This window comes from Pseudarthrobacter quantipunctorum, assembly GCF_045291495.1.
GTDB classification, from domain to species: Bacteria; Actinomycetota; Actinomycetes; order Actinomycetales; family Micrococcaceae; genus Arthrobacter; species Arthrobacter quantipunctorum.
Genome location: NZ_CP148033.1, coordinates 1,727,670 through 1,750,264, shown reverse-complemented (window position 1 = coordinate 1,750,264; position 22,595 = coordinate 1,727,670). Strand labels below are relative to the sequence as shown.

At 64.5% G+C, this 22,595-nt stretch carries 24 protein-coding genes; 12 read left to right on the top strand and 12 right to left on the bottom strand.

The window, feature by feature from the left end; genetic code table 11:
• Window positions 1-117: 117 nt before the first annotated feature.
• From WHH00_RS08065 to WHH00_RS08050, 4 genes are all read left to right on the top strand, one after another.
• Entirely contained in the window at window positions 118-1,410 is a 1,293-nt protein-coding gene (locus tag WHH00_RS08065; RefSeq protein WP_406637918.1) for an ABC transporter substrate-binding protein, read from the top strand.
• A gap of 73 nt (window positions 1,411-1,483) precedes the next feature.
• The gene (locus WHH00_RS08060) at window positions 1,484-2,461 is read left to right on the top strand and encodes a carbohydrate ABC transporter permease (protein ID WP_231454063.1); all 978 of its coding nucleotides are present in this window, start codon (window positions 1,484-1,486) and stop codon (window positions 2,459-2,461) included.
• Window position 2,462: 1 nt separating this feature from the next.
• On the top strand, window positions 2,463-3,341 hold the full coding sequence (locus WHH00_RS08055; RefSeq protein ID WP_066276517.1) for a carbohydrate ABC transporter permease: 879 nt from the start codon (window positions 2,463-2,465) through the stop codon (window positions 3,339-3,341).
• 2 nt (window positions 3,342-3,343) lie between these two features.
• Window positions 3,344-4,903 (top strand): glycoside hydrolase family 32 protein, encoded by a 1,560-nt coding sequence (locus WHH00_RS08050; protein WP_406637916.1) that lies wholly within the window; start codon window positions 3,344-3,346, stop codon window positions 4,901-4,903.
• Window positions 4,904-4,941: 38 nt separating this feature from the next.
• Here WHH00_RS08050 and WHH00_RS08045 read toward each other — a convergent pair whose 3' ends face one another.
• The 5 genes from WHH00_RS08045 to WHH00_RS08025 form a co-directional block, all read right to left on the bottom strand.
• Window positions 4,942-6,105 carry an alpha/beta hydrolase family protein gene (locus WHH00_RS08045; RefSeq protein WP_406637914.1) on the bottom strand — a complete coding sequence of 388 codons (1,164 nt, stop codon included), beginning with the start codon at window positions 6,103-6,105 and terminating at the stop codon, window positions 4,942-4,944.
• Window positions 6,105-6,377 (bottom strand): hypothetical protein, encoded by a 273-nt coding sequence (locus WHH00_RS08040; RefSeq protein ID WP_066276524.1) that lies wholly within the window; start codon window positions 6,375-6,377, stop codon window positions 6,105-6,107. Before WHH00_RS08040 ends, WHH00_RS08045 begins: the two co-directional genes overlap by 1 nt.
• 69 nt (window positions 6,378-6,446) lie before the next feature.
• Window positions 6,447-7,061 carry a hypothetical protein gene (locus tag WHH00_RS08035; RefSeq protein WP_406637912.1) on the bottom strand — a complete coding sequence of 205 codons (615 nt, stop codon included), beginning with the start codon at window positions 7,059-7,061 and terminating at the stop codon, window positions 6,447-6,449.
• A gap of 57 nt (window positions 7,062-7,118) precedes the next feature.
• A complete protein-coding gene (locus tag WHH00_RS08030) occupies window positions 7,119-7,940 on the bottom strand; it encodes a nuclease-related domain-containing protein (RefSeq protein ID WP_406637910.1) in 822 nt (273 codons plus the stop codon).
• A 179-nt stretch (window positions 7,941-8,119) separates the two neighbouring features.
• A complete protein-coding gene (locus WHH00_RS08025; protein WP_406637908.1) occupies window positions 8,120-8,923 on the bottom strand; it encodes a hypothetical protein in 804 nt (267 codons plus the stop codon).
• 606 nt (window positions 8,924-9,529) lie between these two features.
• On the opposite strand from WHH00_RS08025, the gene WHH00_RS08020 reads away from it, so the two are divergent.
• Window positions 9,530-10,102: a hypothetical protein gene (locus WHH00_RS08020; RefSeq protein WP_406637906.1), complete on the top strand. Its 573-nt coding sequence runs from the start codon at window positions 9,530-9,532 to the stop codon at window positions 10,100-10,102.
• Here the strand turns inward: WHH00_RS08020 and WHH00_RS08015 are convergent.
• Together WHH00_RS08015 and WHH00_RS08010 are read right to left on the bottom strand one after the other, a co-directional pair.
• A complete protein-coding gene (locus tag WHH00_RS08015; RefSeq protein WP_406637904.1) occupies window positions 10,095-10,961 on the bottom strand; it encodes a hypothetical protein in 867 nt (288 codons plus the stop codon). The genes WHH00_RS08020 and WHH00_RS08015 overlap by 8 nt on opposite strands.
• On the bottom strand, window positions 10,945-12,711 hold the full coding sequence (locus tag WHH00_RS08010) for an FAD-dependent oxidoreductase (RefSeq protein WP_406637902.1): 1,767 nt from the start codon (window positions 12,709-12,711) through the stop codon (window positions 10,945-10,947). The genes WHH00_RS08015 and WHH00_RS08010 overlap by 17 nt, the downstream gene beginning before the upstream one ends.
• A 226-nt stretch (window positions 12,712-12,937) precedes the next feature.
• Between WHH00_RS08010 and WHH00_RS08005 the strand changes: the two genes are divergently transcribed.
• The 3 genes from WHH00_RS08005 to WHH00_RS07995 all read left to right on the top strand — a co-directional run bounded on the left by WHH00_RS08005 (window position 12,938) and on the right by WHH00_RS07995 (window position 15,239).
• Entirely contained in the window at window positions 12,938-13,318 is a 381-nt protein-coding gene (locus WHH00_RS08005) for a UBP-type zinc finger domain-containing protein (RefSeq protein ID WP_406637900.1), read from the top strand.
• Between the two features lie 142 nt (window positions 13,319-13,460).
• Window positions 13,461-14,627, top strand: coding sequence for a cytochrome P450 (locus tag WHH00_RS08000; protein WP_406637898.1), 1,167 nt, complete (start codon window positions 13,461-13,463; stop codon window positions 14,625-14,627).
• A gap of 141 nt (window positions 14,628-14,768) precedes the next feature.
• On the top strand, window positions 14,769-15,239 hold the full coding sequence (locus WHH00_RS07995; RefSeq protein WP_406637896.1) for a hypothetical protein: 471 nt from the start codon (window positions 14,769-14,771) through the stop codon (window positions 15,237-15,239).
• Window positions 15,240-15,250: 11 nt separating this feature from the next.
• On the opposite strand, the gene WHH00_RS07990 is transcribed toward WHH00_RS07995, so the two are convergent.
• Window positions 15,251-15,412, bottom strand: a complete 162-nt coding sequence (locus WHH00_RS07990) for a hypothetical protein (RefSeq protein ID WP_350002470.1) — start codon at window positions 15,410-15,412, stop codon at window positions 15,251-15,253.
• 286 nt (window positions 15,413-15,698) lie between these two features.
• Between WHH00_RS07990 and WHH00_RS07985 the strand changes: the two genes are divergently transcribed.
• From WHH00_RS07985 to WHH00_RS07970, 4 genes are all read left to right on the top strand, one after another.
• Complete coding sequence (locus tag WHH00_RS07985; protein WP_406637894.1) at window positions 15,699-16,223, top strand: hypothetical protein; 525 nt, start codon at window positions 15,699-15,701, stop codon at window positions 16,221-16,223.
• A gap of 72 nt (window positions 16,224-16,295) precedes the next feature.
• A complete protein-coding gene (locus WHH00_RS07980) occupies window positions 16,296-16,988 on the top strand; it encodes a histidine phosphatase family protein (RefSeq protein WP_406637892.1) in 693 nt (230 codons plus the stop codon).
• Between the two features lie 24 nt (window positions 16,989-17,012).
• Window positions 17,013-17,567: a DUF3090 domain-containing protein gene (locus WHH00_RS07975; protein WP_406637890.1), complete on the top strand. Its 555-nt coding sequence runs from the start codon at window positions 17,013-17,015 to the stop codon at window positions 17,565-17,567.
• Window positions 17,567-18,334 (top strand): SCO1664 family protein, encoded by a 768-nt coding sequence (locus tag WHH00_RS07970; protein WP_406637888.1) that lies wholly within the window; start codon window positions 17,567-17,569, stop codon window positions 18,332-18,334. The genes WHH00_RS07975 and WHH00_RS07970 overlap by 1 nt, the downstream gene beginning before the upstream one ends.
• A gap of 108 nt (window positions 18,335-18,442) precedes the next feature.
• On the opposite strand, the gene nrdF is transcribed toward WHH00_RS07970, so the two are convergent.
• The 4 genes from nrdF to nrdH all read right to left on the bottom strand — a co-directional run bounded on the left by nrdF (window position 18,443) and on the right by nrdH (window position 22,443).
• Window positions 18,443-19,417: a class 1b ribonucleoside-diphosphate reductase subunit beta gene (nrdF, locus tag WHH00_RS07965; RefSeq protein ID WP_066276547.1), complete on the bottom strand. Its 975-nt coding sequence runs from the start codon at window positions 19,415-19,417 to the stop codon at window positions 18,443-18,445.
• 92 nt (window positions 19,418-19,509) lie between these two features.
• A complete protein-coding gene (gene nrdE, locus WHH00_RS07960; protein ID WP_188808735.1) occupies window positions 19,510-21,630 on the bottom strand; it encodes a class 1b ribonucleoside-diphosphate reductase subunit alpha in 2,121 nt (706 codons plus the stop codon).
• A gap of 20 nt (window positions 21,631-21,650) precedes the next feature.
• Window positions 21,651-22,121: a class Ib ribonucleoside-diphosphate reductase assembly flavoprotein NrdI gene (nrdI, locus tag WHH00_RS07955; RefSeq protein WP_406638534.1), complete on the bottom strand. Its 471-nt coding sequence runs from the start codon at window positions 22,119-22,121 to the stop codon at window positions 21,651-21,653.
• Window positions 22,122-22,197: 76 nt separating this feature from the next.
• Window positions 22,198-22,443 carry a glutaredoxin-like protein NrdH gene (gene nrdH, locus WHH00_RS07950; protein ID WP_066276552.1) on the bottom strand — a complete coding sequence of 82 codons (246 nt, stop codon included), beginning with the start codon at window positions 22,441-22,443 and terminating at the stop codon, window positions 22,198-22,200.
• Window positions 22,444-22,595 lie beyond the last annotated feature (152 nt).

Sequence of the window (22,595 nt, the reverse complement as noted above, 5' to 3'; positions counted from 1 at the left end):
CAGGCCTGGCCACACTCCACCTCCCCCACAAAAACGGGAACGCAGCCGTTGCAGCGGCCGCGTTCCCTGCAGGACCCAATCAATCCCTCCACCCTGTCCAAGCAGAAAGACCGACCCATGAACAAGAAGCTCACCAGGATCCTGGCGACCAGCATAGCCGCTGCCGCCCTCACCGCCACCCTCGCCGGCTGCGGCAAAGGCAGCGCCTCCTCTTCCACGGAAGGATCCGGCGAAATTGCCCTGTGGACCCACAACGCCGGGAATCCGGAGGAGCTGGCCGCGGTGCAGGGAATCGTCGATTCCTACAACAGCAGCCAGGACAAAGTGAAGATCAAGGTCCAGGCCTTCCCCCAGGACTCCTACAACGACTCCGTGGTCTCCGCGGCCGCCGCCGGCAACCTCCCCTGCATTGTGGACATCGACGGCCCGAACGTGCCCAACTGGGCGTGGGCCGGGTACCTGGAGCCCCTCGAACTGGGCACGGACCTGTCCAAGCACCTGCCCAGCACAGTGGCTGAATGGGATGGAAAGCCCTACGCCGTGGGCTACTACGACGTCGCCCTGGCCATGATGGCCCGCGCTTCAGACCTGGAGGCGGCGGGTGTCCGGGTTGCCACGGTTGAACAGCCCTGGACCAAGGAAGAGTTCCAGGACGCCCTCACCAAGCTCAAGGCCCTGGGCAAGTGGGAGCACCCGCTGGACCTCGGCACGGCCGGCACCGGTGAATGGCTCCCCTACGCCTACTCCCCCTTCCTGCAGTCTTTCGGCGGCGACCTGGTTAACCGCGACGGCTTCCAGAGTGCCGAGGGTGAACTGAACGGTGACGAAGCAGTGCAGTGGGCCAACTGGTTCCGCGGGCTTGCCGACGAAGGTTTCATGGCCAAGAAGAGCGGCAAGGATTCCACCCAGGACTTCCTGAACAACAAGAGCGGCATCGTGTACACCGGCTCATGGGCTGCGGACAAGGCCAAGGAGGCCCTCGGCGATGACCTGGTGGTCATGCCGCCGGTTGACCTCGGCCAGGGCCCGAAGATCGGCGGCGCATCCTGGCAGTGGGGCGTCACCAGCGGCTGCACCGATACCGGCGCTGCCATGGACTACCTGACGTACTCGCTGAAGCCGGAAAACATCGCCGCGGTGGCCAAAGCCACCGGCGCCATCCCGGCCAGCGAAGAGGCTGCCGCCTTGATTCCCAGCTTTGCCGAGGGCGGTGCCAACCGGATCTTCATGGACTTCTCCCGGGAATACGCCGTCATGCGTCCTGAAACACCCGCCTACCCCTTCATCGCCACCGAATTCGGCAAGGCCACCCAGGACATCCTGAACGGGGCCGACCCCAAGTCCACGCTGGACAGCGCCGTGAAGGCGATCGACGCCAACATCAAGTCCAACGGCGGCTACAAGAACTAGCCGGAGCACGCCGGATGGCTGCGGCGCCGCAACGCGCCGCAGCCATCCGGCAGCCCGACCTACGGAGACCCCCATGGCAACTGCTTCCCTTCCCACACGCCCAAGTCCAGCCACCCCTGAAACTGCCCTGCCGCCGTCGAACGCGAAAGGCAAGGCCCCCAAGGCCCACAGCCGCCCCGGCTTCCGCCGCGAGCAGCTGAGCGGGTGGGGCATGATCGCCCCGGCGGCAGTGCTGCTGCTGGCCTTCATCTTCATCCCGGCCATCCTCGGCTTCGGCCTGGCCTTCACCAACGCACGGCTCATCTCGCCCCGTCCGGTCGAGTTCGTGGGCGTGGACAACTTCGCCCGCCTCTTCTCGGACCCCACGTTCTACCGGGCCCTGCTCAACGTCGCCTACTTCACGGTGGTGATTGTGCCGGTGCAGTCCGGCCTGGCCCTGGTGATGGCGCTGTTGATCAACAAGAAGTTCCGTGGCGTCAATTTCTTCCGCACCGTGTACTTCCTGCCCGTGGTCACCTCCATGGTGGTGGTGTCGCTGCTGTGGCTGTTCATGTACCGCAAGGACGGCCTGATCAACGAGATCCTCTCCGCGGTCAGCTTCGGCCTGATCGACGGCCCGGACTGGCTCGGCGACCCGAACACGGCAATGCCGGCCATCATCATCCTGTCCATCTGGCAGGCGGCCGGCTTCCACATGATCATCTGGCTGGCCGGGCTCCAGGGCATCTCCGGCGAACTGTACGAGGCCTCGCAGCTGGACGGCACCAGCCGCTGGCAGCAGTTCCGCTACGTCACCTGGCCCGGACTGTTCCACACCCGCAGCCTGGTCCTGGTGACCATCACCATCCAGGCCCTGGGCCTCTTCGACCAGATCAGCGTGATGACCCAGGGCGGCCCGATGGACTCGACCACCACCATCATTTACGAGGCTGTCCAGTCCGGCTACCGGCAGCAGGAAACCTCCTACGCCTCCGCGATCTCGCTGGTGTTCTTCGTCCTTGTGCTGATCGTCTCCGCGGTGCAGCGCCACCTCACGCGGGAGAAAGACTGACATGAAAAACCAATTGTTCCTGAAAGACGCGGGCACCATGCTGGTGCGCATCCTCTTCGCCGTCGTCGCCGCGTTCCCCATCGTCTTTATGCTGGTGTCCTCGCTGAAGCCGGACCAGCAGATCTTCGGCGACATGTCCTCCCTGGCCGCGTTCCTGCCGGTGGGCAACATTTCCTTCGACAACTACGCAGCCGTGTTCGACCGCGTCCCGGCCGCACGCTTCCTGCTCAACTCCGTGGGCGTCTCCGCCGTCACGGTCATCCTGGGCATCTTCGTCAACAGCCTTTGCGCCTTCGCCCTGTCCCGTATGCAGGTCCGCGGCAAGAAGATTGTGTTCACAGCGATCCTGGCCACGCTGATTGTTCCCTTCCAGACCCTGGCCCTGCCGCTGGTGTGGTGGGTCAACCAGCTCCCCTACTTCGAGCTGAACGGCTTCAGCCTTGAATTCTCCAAGGGCTGGCTGGACACCTACCAGGTCCAGATCATCCCGTTCATCGCCAACGCCTTCTCGATCTACCTGTTCCACCAGTACTTCGAGTCCATTCCCAAGGAACTGGACGAGGCCGCGCGGATCGACGGCGCTGGCTGGTTCAAGATCTACCGCCAGGTGGTCATGCCGCTGTCCGGTCCGGCCACCGCCACCGTGGCGATCCTGACGTTCCTGCCGGCCTGGAACTCCTACCTCTGGCCGCTGATGGTGGTCCAGTCGGAAGAGCTGCGCCCGGTGATGATCGGCATCCAGTATTTCTTCCAGCTGAACGTCTCATGGGGCGAGGTCATGGCGTACGCGTCGCTCATCACGGTTCCGGTGGTGGTGCTCTTCATCGCCTTCCAGCGTTCCTTCGTCAACAGCATCGCCTCCAGCGGCGTGAAGGGCTGAGCATGAATGTATTGACGACGGCGGCGGGGGCGCCGTCCGCTTCCACCACAGGGAGCGCCGGTCCCGCCGGCCCCGCCGGTCCCGCGGCGGACCCGTTCCGGCCCGAGTGGCACTTCACCTCCGAACGGAACTGGCTGAACGATCCCAACGGGCTGGTGTACCTGAACGGCACCTACCACCTCTTCTACCAGCACAACCCGTTCGGCCCGGAGTGGGGCAACATGTCCTGGGGCCATGCCACCTCCCGGGACCTGCTCCGTTGGGAAGAGCAGCCGGTGGCCATCCCGTGCGACGAGCGTGAGGCAATCTTTTCCGGGTCGGCCGTGTTTGACGAGCACAACACCAGCGGGCTGGGCTCTGCCGGCACTCCTCCGCTGGTGGCCATTTACACCAGCGCCTACAGTGGCGCCTCGCCGCTGGCCGGCCGCCAGGCGCAGTCGCTGGCCTACAGCCTCGACGAGGGCACCACCTGGACCAAGTACTCCGGCAATCCCGTCCTGGACCGCGCGTCCGCTGACTTCCGGGACCCGAAGGTTTTTTGGTACGATGGCGGTGCCGGCAGTTACTGGGTCATGGTCGCCGTTGAGGCGGTGGAGCGCCAGGTGGTCCTGTACAAGTCGGCGGACCTTAAGAACTGGGAGCACCTCAGCACGTTCGGACCTGCCAACGCCACCGGCGGGGTCTGGGAGTGCCCGGACCTGTTCGAGCTGCCCGTGGACGGGAATCCGGCGGACAGCCGGTGGGTCCTTATTGTGAACATCAACCCTGGCGGCATCGCCGGCGGCTCGGCGGGGCAGTACTTCCTGGGAGCGTTCGACGGCGTGGAGTTCCGTTCCGAATCCACCGTCACCGAGGGCCTCCAACAGGACGGCAGTCTCATGCGGGAGTATGGCTGGCTGGACTGGGGCCGCGACTACTACGCTGCGGTCTCTTTCAGCGGGATCGCTGACGGCCGGCGGATCATGATCGGCTGGATGAACAACTGGGACTACGCCGGCTCCATTCCCACCGGCAGCTGGCGCAGTGCGATGTCGCTGCCGCGGGAGGTCTCGCTGGCACGGATTGACGGGAAAGTGGTGCTTCGGCAAACGGCCATTGACCCGTTTGCCGGACAGGACTCCCCGAGCTTCAGTCTGGGTCCGCAGGCCCTGGCACCTGGCGTCCAGGAGCTGCCGGTTGCGGCCGCTGTGGCCCGTATTGACGTCGAATTCGAGCCGGGCACAGCAAACAGTGTGGGGCTACTGGTCCGGGCCGGCGGAGCCGAACGCACCGTCATCAGCTACGACGTTGCGGACTGCATCCTTCGCCTGGACCGGCGGGAGTCGGGACAGGCAGATTTCCATGCGGCTTTCCCTTCCGTTGAAGCCGTCGCGGTGCCGCTGCAGGATGGCCGCCTCCGCCTGGGGATCCATCTGGACCGCTGCTCCGTGGAGGTCTTCGCCCAGGACGGGCTCGCCACCATCACGGACCTTGTGTTCCCTGTAGAGGCAAGCACGGCCCTGGCGGTCTTCGCGGAAGGTGGGGGCGCGCACCTCGTGGCGCTCGACGTCGTCGGACGCTGAAACGGGGAGGTGGTCCCGGCGCTCAGGACCACCTGTCCTCAGGCTGGGGACGTTTCGGTCGAGCTCGTGTCAACGGCCTGCAGCCAGGTGGTCAGAACCCCGCAGGCGAGCTCGAGGTTTCCCATCTGGCAGTGCTGGTCGGCGTGCTCGGCCCGGGTGAAGGTGCGCGTGGTGACGCTTCGGGCAGCCACCAGCGCCTTTGCCTGCGCCCGGGCCAGCGCCGGCGGCTGGAAGGCGTCATGTTCGCCGCACATCAGCAGCACGTCCTGGCTCACCCGGCCGCTGCCCAAGTGCTCCTTGTTCATTCCCAGGAACCACTCGGCGACGTCCGCCGGATCGTCGCTGTCCAGCATGTACAGCACCTGGTCCACCACTGCACGGAGGGTGGGAACCAGCCGGGCACGGGTGCGTACGCTCCACCGCATGAAGCCGCGGTGCCGCACCATGGCACGGATCGGGCCGCGCGCCACGCTCGGCACCCTGTAAAGCCAGTCATATACCGGCGGCCAGGCCACCACACGCTGGATCCGAGGCTCGCGTCCTGCGGCACGCAATGCCCAGTACCCGCCCATCGAGATGCCCACCAGGGCAGCCTGGCCGAGCCGGAAGTGGTCCAAAACCGCCCCCACCGGCTTTTCCCAGTCGTGGTCGAAGGTGAGCCCGTTCAGTACCCGGGCACCGCCTTGGCCCAGCCCTTCGAAGGCAATCACGTGGAATCCGGCGGCCGCAATCCGCTGGCAGATGGGGAAGAATTCCTCGATCAGGGAGTCGAACCCGCCGCGCAGCAGCACCGTGCCGCCGTTTGGTGGGCCGGACGCCGGAAGCGCATAGGCCGGCAGCGACGCCCCGCCGTAGGGGATGTTGTGGCGTGTCAGGCCGGCGCCGGCGAATGCGGTGTCGAGGAGCTGACGGTAGCGGCGGTAGCGGTCCGTTTTCTCCGCTGACCTTGGCGGGGTGAAGAACTCCGCGATCCTCGCGTAACCCGCCGCCTGCCGGTGCCGGTCCTCGGCTGCGGCCCGGTTGGACAAGTCCTCGAACACGGCGGCACAGTCATCCATCCCCCGTATGTGTGTGGCGGCACCGAACAGCTCATCCCGGTCGGCAAAGCCCAGGGCATGTGCGCGGTTGAGTTGGTAGTTGATGAAGTCCCGCCGGTGGAACCGTTCGAATCCCACCGGCAGGGCAACAAGCGCTCGGCTCATCACTGCCCAGCTTGTGTGGTTCCAAACATCAGGGTCCGCCGCCGCACATCGTAGTAGACGGTGTCTGACCGTTTCAGGAGGCCATGGAGAACCTCGGCATCTTCGGCGTCCAGAGTGAGCACTTCTTCCCAGGCCCCTTGGTCGAGGACCAGCTGAAGGGTCCACGTACCAGGCTTTCCTGCGTCTCCGGCCACCCAGCTGAACTGGTAATGGTTGACCTGCCGGACTTGGATGCTGTCATCTGTGATCGGTTGTTTTGGCGTGGGGCTCATGGTCCCCTCCTCGTTTCGCTGTGGCGGGCCCGCTGCATAAGCCAAGCACTAATCTAGACCTGGTGTACCTCATGATCCAGAGCCGATTGATTCAGCCCGGCTGCGCAGGTTCAGCAGCATTTTGCGCATCATCCAGAAGTCGCCGAACTCAAGCAAGAGGGAGAAAGCGATGCTGGGCGAGAGCCACCGGTACCGTGAACGCACCCGGCTGATCAACCGCGTTGAGCCGTCCGAAATGGGATCAAGCTGCCATGTCCAGGTGGTGTCACCGGGCGTACCCCAGACCATGGACCTTGGAGCTTCGATGACCTGGACTGGCATGCCGTGCTTGCCGTCGGGACTCATCGGCACGATGTCGCCCACGGCGAGCTTCTGAAGTTCGGGAATGATGCGGCGCGCGCTTGGACGGCCCAGGTTGTCGAGGAGGTCGTAGCTGTACCAACCGGCCCGGGTAAGTCCGGCCTGGACCAGCCACGGCCAGATCTGCTCCGGTGGCGCGCCGACCGTGATGGCCCGCGTGGCGTTGAACGTTGGCCTCAGCACGAGGTCATCTCCGGGCAAAGCTCGCGAGACTTCTTCCGGCGTCGCACCCCAGTGGAGCTGCCAGGGACGCACAAACCGGGCGTAAGCGGCGATCGCCGCAGCGGATATGAGCACAACGCTCCAACGCAGGTGGGCTTGCATCACCCCAGTCTGTGCGGCACTCCCCTGCCGCATCCAGAGGCCAACGTCCCGGCTGGTTCAGGGCCCGCCGAGGACCTGGAGGATTGCGGCGCCCCACTGTGCGCTGTTAGCCAGCATCACTAACCCGATGGCCGGAACGCTTAACGCCCAGGCTGCCTGCCGCCGTCGTGCCTGGTCCACAAGCAGCCGGAGGGCAGTGAAGCTGCGCTGAAGGGCCGGCAGATCGGTGGTGGCAGGAGGCTGCCGGCACCAGGTCCCCGGCCGGACGGCCGCCTCCGCGATCTGTGCCACCTGCTCCGTGCCCAGCACGGGCTGCAACTGGCGCAGCCAGGCAAGGAGCCGCGCCTCCCTCACCACAGCCACGCGCTCGGGCCGCGATTTGATGGTTAGCTTCTTCGGGTTGACGATGACGACGACGCCGGTCACCTCGACAGGGAAGCCAGCCGCCGTGCTCAGAAGCTTTGCTGCCCGGGCGGCTTCGTGCGCAGAGCAATGAAGGTGCCGGGTCCTCTTTCCCGCAACCAGGAGGGCCCGCCCGGCCACCCACACGGGCTGGCCGGAGTGGTTCTTGGTGTTCAAGGTGAACACTCCCGCCGGCCCTACCAGCACGTGGTCTATATCCGCGGAGCCTGTGCCCACCGGCACTGCATGCAGGACCAGCCACTCGGGACCGAGTCCCTCAAGGATCTGCCCGACGGCGATCTCGCCGAGCGCTCCTTTGTACCACGTGATGGTTTCCGGTCTGAGCGGGCTGGCACCAAAGACCCGCTGCAGCCAGTTGCGGGGCGGAACGCGGCTTTGGAGCGCCATCAGCTCTTCGAGCACTGCCTGCCCGGGAACGCGTTCGCCCAACAGCAGTGGTGTGGCATCAGCGCCCATGGCCGTCTCCCAAAGTTTCGGATGCTGGACAGCGTAGATCCGGAAGGGTTTGAAAAACAGCGGCTGACGGCCCGGTTCCTGAATGCTTCCGGAATATTGACAGGACGTTGAGCACTTCTTGCGGAAGCATGAAATGTGGTGCCCTATCCAACGCTTCGCAGCCTCCCGCCCCGTCCCTTCTAGGGCAGCCCGTCCGACGCGCCGAGCCCACGCCGGGCCACAACGTACCCCCACAGCAACAGCGCGTGTGGACGCGTTCCCCGCCAGCTCAAGGGGACAGAAAAGCCGTCCCGCTCCACAACAGTGGCCGACCAACGGCGGCGTACCAGCCCGGGACGGCGGAGCCGGAGATGGCTGAGGTAGGCGTACGGGATCCACCGCCCTGCGTGCTGCTTTGCAAGCCTGACGGCACGCGCCGGCGTCACGGTGGCGCGCTGGAAGCGGGGATTCTCGCCCCGGTCCAACGGACCGTGCGGGATGGTTCCAGCGGGCAGGATAAGGATGCCGTTCATGTTGACCCACACTTGAACCCGCCGGCCACCGCTGGCGGCATCCCCGCAAACCAGCCGGCACAGGTCATCATCCTCTTCAGGTTCCACCGGCTGCTCCGGATCGGACGTGGATGCTGAAACGTCCAGGGTGACGCCGCCTCCGGGCGGGACATCCGGCTGCTCCGCGGCAGAGGGATCATGCGCCCTGGCGTTGGCAGCTGCGACAGCCTGCATCACGGCTGCGCGCAGTCCATCGGCGCACAACCGGGGCGCGTCAACGGCGAACACCTCCCGATCGAGCTGGACAACCGAGCGGACGCCGGCCTGCCCGCCCAGGAGTTCGGCCAGATCGTCGTGGTCGGGGCGGACAAGCAGGCCAACTTCATCGCCCAGTCCCACCTGCCAGGTGTGACCGGCAATCTCGGGTTCGGCCTCGAGCTCCACATCGATCCAGTCCGCCAGCTCCGCCGCACCAACCGGTCTGAGATCCACCCCTGCAATGCACGGCACGAGGAGTCCAAGACGGTGCAGAACATCAGCGGTGTGGACAGTACAGTCATGCTTGTTCGGTCGGTGCTGCACCATCAGGCTCCCCCAGGATTAGTGCGGGCCAGGACCTGGACCGCCCCAACGGCTGGTGTCCCGGTTCGCTTCCTGGGTCCGCATCGAGATGTCATCGAATAAGCCGGTTTCGACGTGAGTTCGATAGTAAGTCATCTCACCTGGGACGATGCGGGTCCCGGACCAAAAGTTTTAATCCGGCACGTGGGGATGTTGCCGTGCTGCATCTGCACCGCTGGCAGCCGTGTCAGTTCCAAAGGGACCTTGGGCTCTGGGTGCCGAGCCGGCAGGGCCGTAGTGTCAGGACATCCAGGATTTCCGTGGCGGTGTGCACAGGTTCCGTAGGATGCCCGGACACTTACCTCAGGAGACAGGAAGATGCTTTCACTTCGAACCGCGGACCACCGCAGAACGGCCCGCCTTCCGGGACGTTGGGTGCCAGGAACCATCGGGACCGCAGTGGCTGTCGGTGTCCTTACTCACCTCGTGCTGCCCCGTCTTTTAGGTAGGTGGGGTGCTGCCGGGTCAGAAGTAGGTATGCCGCTTCCGGGCGATCACCTGATCCCTGAACCCGGCTCCGTGCAGACGATGGCCGTGACCATCGCCGCGCCGCCCGAGCAGGTCTGGCCGTGGCTGGTGCAGATGGGCGTTGACCGGGCCGGACTGTACTCGTACACGTGGGTTGAGAACGGGCTGCTGCATTTGGGCGTGACCAACGCAGATCGGATCCACCCGGAGTGGCAGGACCTCGCAGTAGGCGACATCATGGCCTTCACGCCCGCCCGTTACCCCGGAGGGCGTATGGGGCCCCGGGTGGTGGAGTTGGAGAGGGACCGGCACCTCGTTCTCGACGCAAGCCCGGGCGCCCCGGCAGGCACGGTAACCGGCACGTGGCAGTTTATTCTCCGCGATGCCGACGACGGCGGGACGCGGCTGCTCCTGCGCACACGCAGCGGTCCGGACCGGCCCGCAGTGCTGCACTTCCTGGATTTCCTGCTTCAGCCGGCCTACCTGGTCATGGACCGCGCGATGCTGTTGGGCATCAAGCAGCGCGCTGAGCGGGGGACGCAAAAGAAGGAGCAAGCCGGGGCGGGAAGCCTGCTCACCTAACTCCTGCCCGGACCCGCGGCGAACGGGACAGAGCGAGTGCCCATCCACCGGCCACCCCAATGGCAAGCAGTACCGCGACAAAGCCGATCGCCTGCGCGCTCGTCCATGCCAGGGCACCTCCATACCGCAGCAGGGCAAGCGCCTGCAGAATGACGAAGGCAACCGAGGTCAGTGCCACGGGGCGGACAGTGCGGAGGTCGCCGCTGAGCTGGCCCTGCGCGGCGGACCACCCAAGGCCGACCAGCCACGCTCCAACCGCCCTCGCTGTGAGCTCGGACAGTGTCCACGGCCACCACGCCGCAGCATAGGCGGGTACTGCCAGGAGCGCCACGCCATAGATCAGCAGAACCCCGGCAATTGCCACCATGAGCAGGCGGAGCGCAGGGGGCAGTACCGGCCGCCCCGCCCTCACGGACCCTGGGGCGCTACGCAGGGCCCGGATCTGAATCCAGCTGATCACCAGCATGGCCACGGGCACGATTGCATAGATTGCCAGCCACGCCCAGGTGGCTACCTGCGCAAGGGGACCACTATCCGGCGACAGGTGGAAGCGGTCAAGGTGCAGCAGGGTGACTCCGAGAGTAAGCGTGGTAAAGACGAACACGGGCCACACTGCCAGCCTCGCTGAGTCCCAACTCGCGGACCGGGCACCCGTCACCTCCAGGCCGGCGGCGGACCAGTACGCCGCCCCCAGGAAGACTGCGGTCATAGGCGGATTGACTGTCCAGGCGAACCATTCCGCCGTCCGCAGTGGAAACACGAACAGCACCAGTCCGGCAAGAAACACCAGGAATGCGGCGGCGTAGAGCAGCCGCCGCATTGCCGGAATCAACGGTGTGGCCTCAGTTGAAGCGGACATCACCGGGCAACTCCTCGCGTACGGCTTCCCCAGCAGGAGCAGCCGGCGAAACGGGAAGGGGGTGCTCGGCCAGATAGGTGTGGAGCATCGAGACCACGGTGGCGCCATCTCCCACGGCGGTGGCTACCCTTTTGATCGAACCGGCCCGCACGTCCCCGATCGCGAAGATGCCGGGCATGCTGGTTTCCAGCGCCAGCGGAGGCCTGTCCGGCCTGACGGACCCGGTGCCACTGGCATCCCGGTTGGTCCCCGTGCGCAGAAAACCGGCCGGGTCGCGCTCCACTGTGTCGGGCAGCCAGGAGGTCCGCGGCACCGATCCGATGAGAACGAACAAGCCGCCCGCTTCGATCTCCTCGCCCGGGATTGCCTCGGGGGCTCCCGCTGCCGCGACCTTGACGGCGGCAAGGAATCCGTCCCGGTCGCGGGCCCCCACGATCACGGCCCCATAGCGGATCGCCACGTTCCGGGTGGCCTCAAGTTGGGAGATGAGGTAATCCGACATACTGACCGACAGCGTGGGTCCGCGCACCAGCAGCGTCACCTTCTTCGCGAACTTGGCAAGGTGCAGCACCGCCTGTCCGGCCGAGTTGCCGCCACCTACAACGCAGACCTGTTTGCCGGCCATCGACGGCGCCTCCGACACCGTGGCCCCGTAGAAGACGCCCCTGCCCACCAGATCCTCGAGCTGGGGTATGCCGAGACGGCGGTAGTCCACGCCGGTGGCCACCACCACTGTGCGGCACCGCACCACGCTGCCGTCGGAAATGGACACGGCGTAGAGTGCTCCGTCCGCACGAAGCCCTTCCACCTTCCGCATGAACAGGAAGTCCGTTCCCAACGTCCAGGCCTGGTGGAACGAGCGGTAGGCCAGGTGGGCGCCGCTCACACCTCGGGAGAAGCCAGGGTAGTTGCGGATCAACGAGCTGGTGCCTGCCTGGCCTCCCACGGCTTCGCCCTCCACAACCATGGTGGCGAGGCCCTCCGAGGAGGCATACACGGCGGTGGCAAGACCGGAAGGGCCGGCCCCCACAACCACCACATCGAAGATCTTGTCCGCCGGTGGCGGTCGTGTCACGCCAATCGCTTCGGCGATCTCCACGTCGCTGGGGTTCTGGAGGACAATGGGGGACGCGGTGAACTGCAGCACCAGGACCGGCAGCACGGGGTCGCGCAGGCCCAGGCCCTCCAGTGTCCGTTCGGCAGTCTCGGACCCGGCAGGGTGGAAGCCCACGGGGATGTGGTTTCGGCTCAGCGAGTCGCGCAGCGCATGGGTCCTTTCGTCGCCTATCCCCCCGATCAGCCGGACCGCCTCGAACCCCACCCCCTGGGCCAGGTGCCAGTCGTCGAGGGCGTCGGTGATCGCACCGTGGAATTCTTCGTCGCGCGGGCGTTCAGGCCGGATGATCAGCAGTTCGGCATACCCCTGCCCGATTGCCCGGAATACGGTGGGGGCGCTGGCGAAGTCACCCCAGGTCACCACAACCGCGCGCTTGGCGGCCGGATGAAAGCCATAAGCACGACGCAGGAAATCGAGGCCGCCGCGGTCGGCGGGTCCGTAGCACCCGAGTATGAGGGCCACCGGCCGGTTCCAGCGCCGAAGCCCCTCGAGCACAGCCCGCCCGTGGGCGTGGCCGGCGCAGGCCACCACCTCGTAGTCGGCACCGTAGCGCCGGCGTAATTCATCTCCAAGAATGCGCCGGGAATCCGGGTCTGTGGTAGCAATCAGCATGATCGGAACCGAGTCATCCATGGCCGCCGTCTTTCCGGTTCAATGGTTCGGTGGCGCTCACGATACTCGCGGCAGGACACACGCGACAAGGGGTCCTGCACACCTCCGCAAAGGTCCTTCCTTACCGGGGCCGAGGCTGCATTAAGCCCGCCGGCGGCCGGGATTCTGTCATTCCAAAGATGCGGAGATTCTGCCAGAATGGCTCCCGACGACGGGCCGGCAGCATGACCTGGACAGGACCGGAGCGATGGAAGTGGAGGAGCCCATGGAGGACCGCCTTATCCCGGGAATCAGCCTTACCGCCACACCCAGCGGAACGGGGTGCCTGGAGTGCCTCAGCGGCGACGGCCCAGGATGGTGGCTGCATCTTCGCCGCTGCGCCCAATGTGGCCACATCGGATGCTGCGACTCCTCACCCTCACAGCACGCCAGTGCCCACGCGCGCACCGCCGGTCACCCCGTGATGAGGTCCTTTGAACCTGGGGAGGCCTGGTTCTACGAACACACCACAAAGAAGTTCTTCCGCGGACCAAGGCTTCCGGATCCCCAGTCCAGGCCACCGGAGCAGCCGGCACCCGCACCGGCAGACAAGGTACCGGCAGACTGGCGGGAGCGCCTGCACCAGTAGGCAGTGATTTGGAATCAACGGGGCCAACGCCGGCTAATGACCCGGGAGCTGGCAGTGGCTAAAATCAGGGTTCCACGCTCCAACCGGCTGAGGCACGGCGTCCGTGGAGCCGAAGAGTCCCAGGCGAGCAGAGAGGCCAGCCATGGATTTCAGCACGTCCCCTGAATATCAGCTCGACCCTTTCCCCTACTACGAACACATGCGGGAAACCGCCCCCGTCTATTACGACGAACAGTCGGGGAGTTGGCACGTCTTCCGGTACGACGACGTTCAGCGGACATTGTCCGAATATGCAACGTTCTCCTCGCACATGGGCGGTGACGATGCTTCGGGGACGGGCCAACTGTTCGCCTCCAGCCTGATCGCCACAGATCCCCCAAGGCACAGGCAGCTGCGTTCCCTGGTCACCCAGGCGTTCACTCCCAAAGCGGTGGACGCACTGGCGCCCCGCATTGCCGGGCTCACGGACGAGCTTCTGGGGGGAATCGCGGCCCGGGGCAGCGCCGACCTGATTAAAGAGTTGGCCTACCCGTTGCCTGTCATAGTGATTTCCGAACTCATGGGCATCCCCGCCCAGGACCGTGAGCGCTTCAAACAGTGGTCCGATGTGATTGTCAGCCAAACGCGGAGCGGGTCGGCCAGCGAGAACCACATTGCCGCAAACATGGAGATGACCCAGTACTTCCTGGCCCTGATCGACGAACGCAGGAGCCGGCCGGGACATGACCTGATCAGCACCCTGCTGGGAGCGGAGATTGACGGCCAGAAACTGACGGTGCCGGAACTGCTCGGTTTTTGCGCTTTGCTGCTTGTCGCAGGCAATGAGACCACCACCAACCTGATCGGCAACGCCGTTTTGTGCCTTACTGAGAACCCCGGCACCATGGACCGCCTGCTGAGGGAACCCGCCCTGCTGCCCCAGACCATCGAAGAGGTGCTGCGTTTTCGATCGCCGGTCCAGTCCATGTATCGGATGACTGTCGCGGAGACTGCCTTGGGAGACGAAGTCGTTCCCGCCGGCGCACCGGTCGTGGCTTGGATAGGCTCGGCCAACCGCGACGAGCGGCAGTTCCAGCGGCCTGCCGAGTTCGACATAGACCGCGGCCAGAACCGGCATCTGGCATTCGGCCACGGCGTTCACTTTTGCCTCGGCGCGCCCCTTGCCCGGCTCGAAGCCAGGATCGCGCTGGAGGCCCTGCTGTCCCGTTTGCCCGGGCTTTCCCTGGATCAGGGAGCGGGCCTCGAACGAATGGAGAGCACGATCGTCTACGGACTGAAGGCACTCCCGGTGAGTTGGCAGCCGGCCTGACCGGCAGGACTTGGTACGACCATGGAAGCGAGGGGCACGCGACATCTGGTTGCGCTTGCCGCGTGCTCGCTGATCACTCTGGCGGGGTGCTCTTATGACTACCCTGAGCCGGGGTATCCGCCACCAGGTGGCACTGATTCATTGAACAAGCCAACCACTGCCCCTGATGCGTCGGCTGCGTCCCCGCCGGTTTATGTCGACCCGCTGGTCCTGGAGCGGGAGGTCAAGAACTATGGTGAGCTGGACCGGCTGCTCAAGGCTGTGCCGGGACCCGCCATCCTTTTTGAGGAGGGGCCACTGGATGGGCCGGTCAGGGGCTTTGGAACAATGGAGAAGGTGCCGGCGGCCGGGAAGTACACCGTCACCGCTGCCTGTGTTGGTGCAACAGGCGCCAAGGTTTCCGTCGGCCAGGAGCACCCTGGAGCGCCCTTCCAGCCTCTGGAGCTCACGCTGGATTGTGCTGGGGCCACTTCGAAAGTCATTGAACTCGAGCAGGGCTACGTTTTCGCGCACCTGGTCCTTCCCGGGCCCGGTGATACTCCGTGGACGGGGGCAGTTGGCGGGGTGCGTGTGACAGGCCCCGTCCCGGCAGCAGATGAAGGCGGACGGTAACGTCCCACTGCTCACTCCGGCTGGTCCTCAAGGGAGGCGATGATACTGCCGCAGCCCTGGAAGAACATTCGCCGGCCAAGACCGCCATCAGCCCAAATCCAGACAATTGAGTAGTCGCCCGTCATGGCATCCACGACGCCCGTGCCGGAAAGGCCGGCGTCCAGAAAGCTCACCCTCTCCCCTATTGTGAACCGGGGATGCCGGATCCTCTTCCGGCGCAGCCTTGAGTGGGAGGTTCCGGCTACCACGGGAAGACGCCTGTTGGCCGGGAGGTGAACACGTTCATGAAAGTCCTTGGGTCGCGGGCGGTTCTGCCAGCTCATTACAACCCTGCCCGCTGCTCCCAGGTCACGCATACACGTGGTGAAATCACCATAACCGCATTGGTGGGACGCTGCACCGGGAACGCTTGTTTTTCGAATGTGACCGGCGAACACCTTCCAGACATAGACTGCATCCATGAAAACGGGTTGGGGGATCCTGGGCGTCGCCGCGCTGATCGCGGTCACGCTGCCGGCTGCGGGCTGCAGTACGGCGTGTCCCGCCATTGGCTACGTCAGCACCCTCGAAGTGACCGTTCAAGGCGGTGCGGAGGCTGTCGACGACGTCCAGCTATGCACGGACGAGGGGTGCTCGGCGCCGGAACCCACTGCGGCCCCAGCCCCTTCCATTGCGGTCACCGACCACTGGATAGAGCTGCCCGGGGGAGGATTCTCCCCCGCGCCCGGCCCAAGTGTCCCGCCGCCCGCCTACCCCGACACCCGTTACATCGGCAGCAGGCAGGGCGGGGACACCTGGCGGTTCACCTTCATCCTTGGTCCGGTACCAAGCCATATCACCCTGCGCGCCCTCGCTGAGGACGGCTCGGTGCTTGCCGAGCAGGTGAACGATCTGGAGTGGACCAGGGAAGACCCCTTCAGTCCTTGCCCCGGCCCGGTCACTACTCCCCCGGTGGTCTTCTTGGTGGGTGAACTATCACCGTGAGTGGCCTGTGACCGGCAGATTTTGATGGGTCCGGGTGGGCGCTGCCATCGAGCGGGTGGATAGGCTGGGTCAATGGCGACAGTAATCCTCGTGCGGCACGGCCGCACCACAGCCAATGCCACTGGACTGCTGGCCGGCCGGGCTGCCGGTGTCAGCCTTGACCAGACTGGCCGCGAGCAGGCGGCTCTTACCGGAGACCGGCTCGCGGCAGTGCCCTTGGCAGGGGTGGTATCGAGCCCCCTCGAGCGTTGTCAGCAAACCGCCCAGCTCATCCTCGACCGCCAGGCCGGCACTCCTTACGCACCGTTGGAACCCGATCTTACCGAGTGCGATTACGGCCAGTGGCAGGGCCGCACGCTCACTGATCTCGCAACCGAAGATCTGTGGGCTGCTGTGCAATCGCAGCCGTCCGCCGTCATCTTTCCCGGCGGTGAGTCCATGGCCGGGATGCAGGCTCGGGCGGTGGCAGCCATTCGACGCCACGATGCAGCCTTCGAAGCCGAGTACGGGCCAGCAGCCGTATGGGTCGCGGTCAGTCACGGTGACGTCATCAAATCAATCCTTGCCGACGCGCTGGGCATGCACCTCGACCTGTTCCAGCGCATCAACGTGAGCCCTGCCTCCGTATCGATCGTGCGCTACAGCGGCACCCGGCCAAGCGTTTACGCAACCAACACCGAGGCCGGGGACCTGTCGTGGCTGTCGAACAGCATCCTTTCTGCCGACGCGCCGGTGGGCGGCGGTGCAGGGCAACAGGCGCCATGAGGCGCCTGTGCCTAAAATGCTCTTATGCCTACACGTGTTCATGAGTTCGACTGGCCTGATCGGGTCGTCGTCGGCACCATTGGCCTTCCGGGGGCACGGACGTTCTACCTGCAGGTGCGGGCAGGGAACCAGATCGTCAGTATCGCCATGGAGAAGCAGCAGGCGGCCCTGCTCGCGGAGAAGATCGACGAAATCCTCGACCAGCTTCTCACCGTCGAGGGCAACCCTCACAGCGTTCCCACCAGCACTCCCATTGAACTGGTTGACAATGACGGGCTTGAGGCCGTTGAGGAGCAGTTTCGGACCGGCGCCATGGGCTTAGGGTGGGACCCGACGACGGCGCAGGTCGTGATCGAGGCCTACCCGATCACCGATGTCGACGCTGATAGTGACGACGAATCGCCAGATGAGGATGACGCCGAAGTGCCCGAAATGCTGCTGGTGCGGATGCCAGTTGGCACCGCCCGCGCATTTGCTAAGCGCACGCGGGAGGTTGTGGGCGCCGGGCGTCCCGCGTGCCCGCTCTGCGGTTACCCCGTGGACGCCGAGGGGCACGTCTGCACTTTGCCCGAGGCCTGATGCCGGCGCCGGACCTGGTGGCGGCCGAGCTGACGCTCACCGGGCGCATTACGACGGCGTCGAACGCCACCTTCGTGGGCAGCATTGGCGATACCACGGTTGTCTATAAGCCGATAGCCGGGGAAAAACCGCTGTGGGATTTTCCTGACGGCGTCCTTGCCCACCGGGAGGTTGCCTCCTACCTGGTCTCGGAGGTCCTCGGCTGGAACGTGGTGCCCCGCACCTGGCTGCGGGATGGTCCGTTGGGCGAAGGGATGGTGCAGCTCTGGCAGGAGAGAGACCCCGACCAGAACGCGGTGGACCTCGTCGCGTCGGACGACGTACCGGAGGCCGGTTGGAAACACGTCCTCGAGGGTCAGGATGAGACCGGACGGATGGTCGCCCTCATACACGAGGACTCTCCGGCGCTCCGACGTATGGCGGTGTTCGACGTCGTGGTGAACAACGCCGACCGCAAAGGCGACCACATCCTTGCCATGTCAGGAGGGCACCGGCACGGTGTGGACCACGGGCTTACCTTTCACCGCGACCATAAGCTGCGCACGGTGCTGTGGGGCTGGCTGGGAGACGCCCTGACGGTCGAGGAACTTGAGGGCATCGACCGTGTCAGGGCAGGACTGGACGGTGAGCTGGGCCGAAACCTGGCAGACCTGCTCACCGCCGAAGAGATTGCGTCGCTCGCTGCGCGCTGCGCCCGGTTGCGCCTTGCTGGCCGGTTCCCCGCTCCAAGCGGTCAGATGTCGGCGGTGCCCTGGCCGCTGTTCTGAGCAGGAACCGCAGCTTCTGCAAAACAAGGCACAAAAGAGGCCCGAACCCGCGAATCACGCGGGTCCGGGCCTTGACCAGCCCTTCGGGCGGGCCTCAGACGGAAACTCTTAGAAGTCCCAGTCCTCATCTTCGGTGTTGACAGCCTTGCCGATCACGTAGGAAGAACCTGACCCGCTAAAGAAGTCGTGGTTCTCGTCCGCGTTCGGGGACAGTGCCGAGAGGATGGCCGGGTTCACGTCGGTGACGGAAGCCGGGAACATGGCCTCGTAGCCCAGGTTCATCAGGGCCTTGTTGGCGTTGTAGTGCAGGAACTTCTTGACGTCTTCGGCCAGGCCAACGCCGTCGTAGAGATCGTGGGTGTACTGGACTTCGTTTTCGTACAGCTCGAACAGCAGCTCGAACGTGTAGTCCTTGATCTCCTGGCGGCGCTCCGGGGAAACGGCCTCGAGGCCACGCTGGAACTTGTAGCCGATGTAGTAGCCGTGCACTGCCTCGTCGCGGATGATCAGGCGGATCAGGTCAGCGGTGTTCGTGAGCTTGGCGCGTGAGGACCAGTACATGGGCAGGTAGAAGCCCGAGTAGAACAGGAAGCTCTCCAGCAGGGTGGAGGCCACCTTCCGCTTCAGGGGGTCGTCGCCCTGGTAGTAGTCCATGACGATCTGGGCCTTCTTCTGAAGGTTCTCATTCTCGGTGGACCAGCGGAATGCCTCGTCGATCTCCTTGGTGGAGGCCAGCGTGGAGAAGATGGAGGAGTAGCTCTTGGCGTGCACTGACTCCATGAACGCGATGTTCGTGTAGACGGCTTCCTCGTGCGGGGTGAGCGCATCCGGAATCAGGGAGACGGCGCCGACAGTTGCCTGCACAGTGTCCAGCAGGGTGAGGCCCGTGAACACGCGCATGGTGAGCTGCTGCTCCGCCGGCGTCAGCGTATTCCACGACTGGACGTCATTGGACAGCGGCACCTTCTCCGGCAGCCAGAAGTTGTTGACCAGTCGGTTCCAGACGTCCACGTCCTTGTCGTCCTGGATCCGGTTCCAGTTGATGGCCTCGACGTGGCTAAGCAGCTTGACCTTCTCGGTCATGTCATCCCCTAAGCGTTGGGTGGGTTTCTCTAAGTTAAAGCGTACGACGGCGGGCGGGCACCCGCCGTCGTACTGGCACATTTAGTTGAAAATTAAAGCATGCAGGAAACGCAGCCCTCAACCTCAGTCCCTTCCAGCGCGAGCTGGCGGAGACGGATGTAGTAGATGGTCTTGATGCCCTTCTTCCAGGCGTAGATCTGGGCCTTGTTGATGTCCCGCGTGGTGGCCGTGTCCTTGAAGAACAGCGTCAGGGACAGGCCCTGGTCCACGTGCTGGGTGGCAGCGGCGTAGGTGTCGATGACCTTCTCGTAGCCGATCTCGTACGCGTCCTGGTAGTACTCCAGGTTGTCGTTGGTGAGGTACGGCGCCGGGTAGTACACGCGGCCCAGCTTACCTTCCTTGCGGATCTCGATCTTGGACGCCACCGGGTGGATCGAGGAGGTGGAGTTGTTGATGTAGGAGATCGAGCCCGTGGGCGGAACAGCCTGCAGGTTCTGGTTGTAGATGCCGTGCTCCATGACCGAAGCCTTCAGCGCCAGCCAGTCAGCCTGCGTGGGGATGTGCACGTTCTTGAACAGCTCCGCAACCTTCTCGGTCTGCGGAACCCATTCCTGCTCCGTGTACTTGTCGAAGAACTCGCCGGAGGCGTACTTGGACTTCTCGAAGCCGCCGAAGGTCTGGCCGGTCTCGATGGCCAGCAGGTTGGAGGCGCGGACCGCGTGGTACACCACGGAGTAGAAGTAGATGTTGGTGAAGTCCAGGCCCTCTTCGGAACCGTAGTGGACCCGCTCACGCGCCAGGTAGCCGTGCAGGTTCATCTGGCCCAGGCCGATGGCGTGGCTCTGGTCGTTGCCCTTGGCAATGGACGGCACCGAGGTGATGTTGGACATGTCGGACACTGCCGAGAGCGAGCGGATGGCCGTCTCGATGGTCAGGCCGAAGTCCGGCGAGTCCATGGTCTTGGCGATGTTCAGCGAGCCCAGGTTGCAGGAGATGTCCTTGCCGGTGTCGTCGTAGGACAGGTCATCGTTGTACGTGGTGGGCTGGGAGACCTGGAGGATCTCGGAGCACAGGTTGGACATGATGATCTTGCCGTCAATCGGGTTGGCCCGGTTCACGGTGTCCTCGAACATGATGTACGGGTAGCCGGACTCGAACTGGATCTCGGCGAGGGTCTGGAAGAACTCGCGCGCCTTGATCTTGGTCTTCTTGATCCGGGAATCGTCCACCATCTCGTAGTACTTCTCGGTGACCGAGACGTCGGAGAACGGCATGCCGTAGACGCGTTCGACGTCGTACGGGGAGAACAGGTACATGTCCTCGTCACGCTTGGCCAGCTCGAACGTGATGTCCGGGATCACGACGCCCAGCGAGAGGGTCTTGATGCGGATCTTCTCGTCCGCGTTCTCGCGCTTGGTGTCCAGGAACCGGTAGATGTCCGGGTGGTGCGCGTGCAGGTACACGGCGCCGGCACCCTGGCGGGCACCAAGCTGGTTGGCGTAGGAGAAGCTGTCTTCGAGGAGCTTCATCACGGGGATGACGCCGGAGGACTGGTTCTCGATCTGCTTGATGGGCGCGCCCACCTCGCGGATGTTGGTCAGCGCGAAAGCCACGCCGCCGCCGCGCTTGGACAGCTGCAGGGCGGAGTTGATGGAGCGGCCGATCGACTCCATGTTGTCTTCGATGCGGAGCAGGAAGCAGGAGACGAGCTCCCCGCGCTGCTTCTTGCCGGCGTTCAGGAACGTGGGGGTGGCCGGCTGGAAGCGGCCTTCGATGATCTCGTCCACCATCTGCAGGGCAAGCTGCTCGTTGCCGCGTGCCAGGTGCAGGGCAACCATGCAGACGCGGTCCTCATAGCGCTCCAGGAAACGCTTGCCGTCGAACGTCTTCAGCGTGTAGGACGTGTAGAACTTGAACGCGCCCAGGAAGGTCTCGAAACGGAACTTCTTCTTGTAGGCGCGGTTGAACAGCTCACGGATGAAGTTCATCGTGTACTGATCCAGGGTTTCGCGCTCGTAGTAGTCGTTCTTGACCAGGTACTCGAGCTTCTCTTCCAGGTCGTGGAAGAACACGGTGTTGTTGTTGACGTGCTGCAGAAAGTACTGGTGCGCAGCCTCACGGTCGGCTTCGAACTGGATCTCGCCGTTGGGGCCGTACAGGTTCAGCATCGCGTTGAGCTCGTGGTAGCCCAGGCCCTTGTACGCTGCGGGCATCTCGGGCTTCTCGGCCCTGGTTACTTCTGTGTCTGCGACAGTCGTGTCCAAAACGTGTCCAATCCATTGTTTACGCGGGCCACGTCTTCTGGCGTGCCCATTAATTCGAAGCGGTAGAGGTGCGGCACTCCGCACTTGGCGGCGATGATGTCCCCCGCCATGCAGTAGTTGTCCCCAAAGTTAGTGTTGCCGGCCCCAATAACACCGCGCAGAAGCTCCCTGTTCTGCGGGTTGTTCAGGAACCGGATGACCTGCTTGGGCACGGAACCTTCTCCCCCGGTGCCGCCATAGGTGGGCACCACCAGCACGAACGGCCGGGTGGCGAGGAGGGGTGCGTCCTTGGCCAGCAGCGGGATCCGGGCCGCCTCACGGCCAAGCTTCGAGACAAAGCGGCTGGTGTTCTCGGATGCCGAGGAAAAGTAGATGAGCCTGCTGCCTGTGACCACCGGCGGTGCCGGCACTGAAAGATCCACACGCTGAGCCGCGTGGATGTCCTGGACTGCTGGTGCTGCCGTTGAAGTCACCTCGGCTGGTTGCTGGCTGCCGGAAGCCGCCAGGGAAAGGGTCTTATGCCACAGAGGAAACGGCTGAGAGGGCCAGTTCCTCGATCTTGTCCGGGCGGAAACCGGACCAGTGGTCCTGGTCCGTGACCACAACGGGGGCCTGCATGTAGCCCAGGGACTTCAGGCGCTCGAGGGCCTCGGCGTCCTGGGAAATGTCAACGCTCTGGTAGGTGATGCCCTTTTTGTCGAGCGCCCGGTAGGTGGCGTTGCACTGAACACAAGCAGGCTTTGTGTAAACCGTTACGGTCATGGTTCCTGTCCCCTTTTTTGGAAAACTTGCTGGTCCGGTGTCCCCGCCCAAGCTGTACCTAGATACTACATCTAGTGCAGACGCCTCTTTGGAACCCCAAGATGATGTATTACAAGTATGTCATTTAATGCACTTTTAATCCACAGGCAGGT

What these genes read in the sequence shown, in the direction of transcription:
- WHH00_RS08035 (WP_406637912.1), bottom strand. Translation starts at nt 7,061, where the DNA reads ATGCAAGCCCACCTGCGTTGGAGCGTTGTGCTCATATCCGCTGCGGCG.
- nrdE (WP_188808735.1), bottom strand. Translation starts at nt 21,630, where the DNA reads ATGCCCGCAGCGTACAAGGGCCTGGGCTACCACGAGCTCAACGCGATG.
- nrdF (WP_066276547.1), bottom strand. Translation starts at nt 19,417, where the DNA reads ATGACCGAGAAGGTCAAGCTGCTTAGCCACGTCGAGGCCATCAACTGG.
- WHH00_RS08010 (WP_406637902.1), bottom strand. Translation starts at nt 12,711, where the DNA reads ATGGATGACTCGGTTCCGATCATGCTGATTGCTACCACAGACCCGGAT.
- WHH00_RS07985 (WP_406637894.1), top strand. Translation starts at nt 15,699, where the DNA reads ATGAAAACGGGTTGGGGGATCCTGGGCGTCGCCGCGCTGATCGCGGTC.
- WHH00_RS08005 (WP_406637900.1), top strand. Translation starts at nt 12,938, where the DNA reads ATGGAAGTGGAGGAGCCCATGGAGGACCGCCTTATCCCGGGAATCAGC.
- WHH00_RS08055 (WP_066276517.1), top strand. Translation starts at nt 2,463, where the DNA reads ATGAAAAACCAATTGTTCCTGAAAGACGCGGGCACCATGCTGGTGCGC.
- WHH00_RS07975 (WP_406637890.1), top strand. Translation starts at nt 17,013, where the DNA reads ATGCCTACACGTGTTCATGAGTTCGACTGGCCTGATCGGGTCGTCGTC.
- WHH00_RS08045 (WP_406637914.1), bottom strand. Translation starts at nt 6,105, where the DNA reads ATGAGCCGAGCGCTTGTTGCCCTGCCGGTGGGATTCGAACGGTTCCAC.
- WHH00_RS07980 (WP_406637892.1), top strand. Translation starts at nt 16,296, where the DNA reads ATGGCGACAGTAATCCTCGTGCGGCACGGCCGCACCACAGCCAATGCC.
- WHH00_RS08065 (WP_406637918.1), top strand. Translation starts at nt 118, where the DNA reads ATGAACAAGAAGCTCACCAGGATCCTGGCGACCAGCATAGCCGCTGCC.
- WHH00_RS08060 (WP_231454063.1), top strand. Translation starts at nt 1,484, where the DNA reads ATGGCAACTGCTTCCCTTCCCACACGCCCAAGTCCAGCCACCCCTGAA.
- nrdH (WP_066276552.1), bottom strand. Translation starts at nt 22,443, where the DNA reads ATGACCGTAACGGTTTACACAAAGCCTGCTTGTGTTCAGTGCAACGCC.
- WHH00_RS08020 (WP_406637906.1), top strand. Translation starts at nt 9,530, where the DNA reads ATGCCGCTTCCGGGCGATCACCTGATCCCTGAACCCGGCTCCGTGCAG.
- WHH00_RS08000 (WP_406637898.1), top strand. Translation starts at nt 13,461, where the DNA reads ATGGATTTCAGCACGTCCCCTGAATATCAGCTCGACCCTTTCCCCTAC.
- WHH00_RS08015 (WP_406637904.1), bottom strand. Translation starts at nt 10,961, where the DNA reads ATGTCCGCTTCAACTGAGGCCACACCGTTGATTCCGGCAATGCGGCGG.
- WHH00_RS08050 (WP_406637916.1), top strand. Translation starts at nt 3,344, where the DNA reads ATGAATGTATTGACGACGGCGGCGGGGGCGCCGTCCGCTTCCACCACA.
- WHH00_RS08040 (WP_066276524.1), bottom strand. Translation starts at nt 6,377, where the DNA reads ATGAGCCCCACGCCAAAACAACCGATCACAGATGACAGCATCCAAGTC.
- WHH00_RS07970 (WP_406637888.1), top strand. Translation starts at nt 17,567, where the DNA reads ATGCCGGCGCCGGACCTGGTGGCGGCCGAGCTGACGCTCACCGGGCGC.
- WHH00_RS08030 (WP_406637910.1), bottom strand. Translation starts at nt 7,940, where the DNA reads ATGGGCGCTGATGCCACACCACTGCTGTTGGGCGAACGCGTTCCCGGG.